Below are 492 nucleotides of genomic sequence, written 5' to 3' on the forward strand. Positions count from 1 at the left end.
ATCCAGCACCACCCGCCTGTAGAACGCGGTGAAATGCTCTTCGAGCCCCTCTGAGGACTGGGCAAACACAACGCGGTCGGCGCCACCATGAAGCGTCAGGATCGGCACCGTGATGATCTTGACCGCTGCTTGCCGGCGGGCGAGTTCGGCATAGCGGGGATCGGGCTCGGCCTCTTCCCATCGGACCCGATAGGAATGCAACGTCACATCCGCCCAGTCAGGATTTTCGAACGAACTCGCGACACCATCGAAAATAGCGTCGTCGAACCAGCCTGATGGACCCCAGCTGTCCCACTGGTATCTGGCGAATTCCTTGCCGTTGTTTCGTACGAACTCGGCGCCCCGTGCCGTCGCCATGAACCATTGATACCAAAATGCTTTCGCTTGTCCGGGCGCCGGCGTTGCTGGTTTGCCTGGTTGCCAGCCGAGCGACAGCGCAGCACAGCACTTGATGCGGTCCGGGAAAACCGACGCGAGCAGATAGGATATCCG

1 pseudogene is annotated in these 492 nt (G+C 60.4%); it reads right to left on the reverse strand.

Going from position 1 to position 492, the window contains the following annotated elements:
• A pseudogene (locus EN906_RS36735) lies at positions 1-357 on the reverse strand (lysophospholipase); the annotation flags it as partial.
• Positions 358-492 lie beyond the last annotated feature (135 nt).

Source organism: Mesorhizobium sp. M7A.F.Ca.CA.004.06.1.1 (assembly GCF_003999135.1).
In the GTDB taxonomy this organism is placed as follows: domain Bacteria; phylum Pseudomonadota; class Alphaproteobacteria; order Rhizobiales; family Rhizobiaceae; genus Mesorhizobium.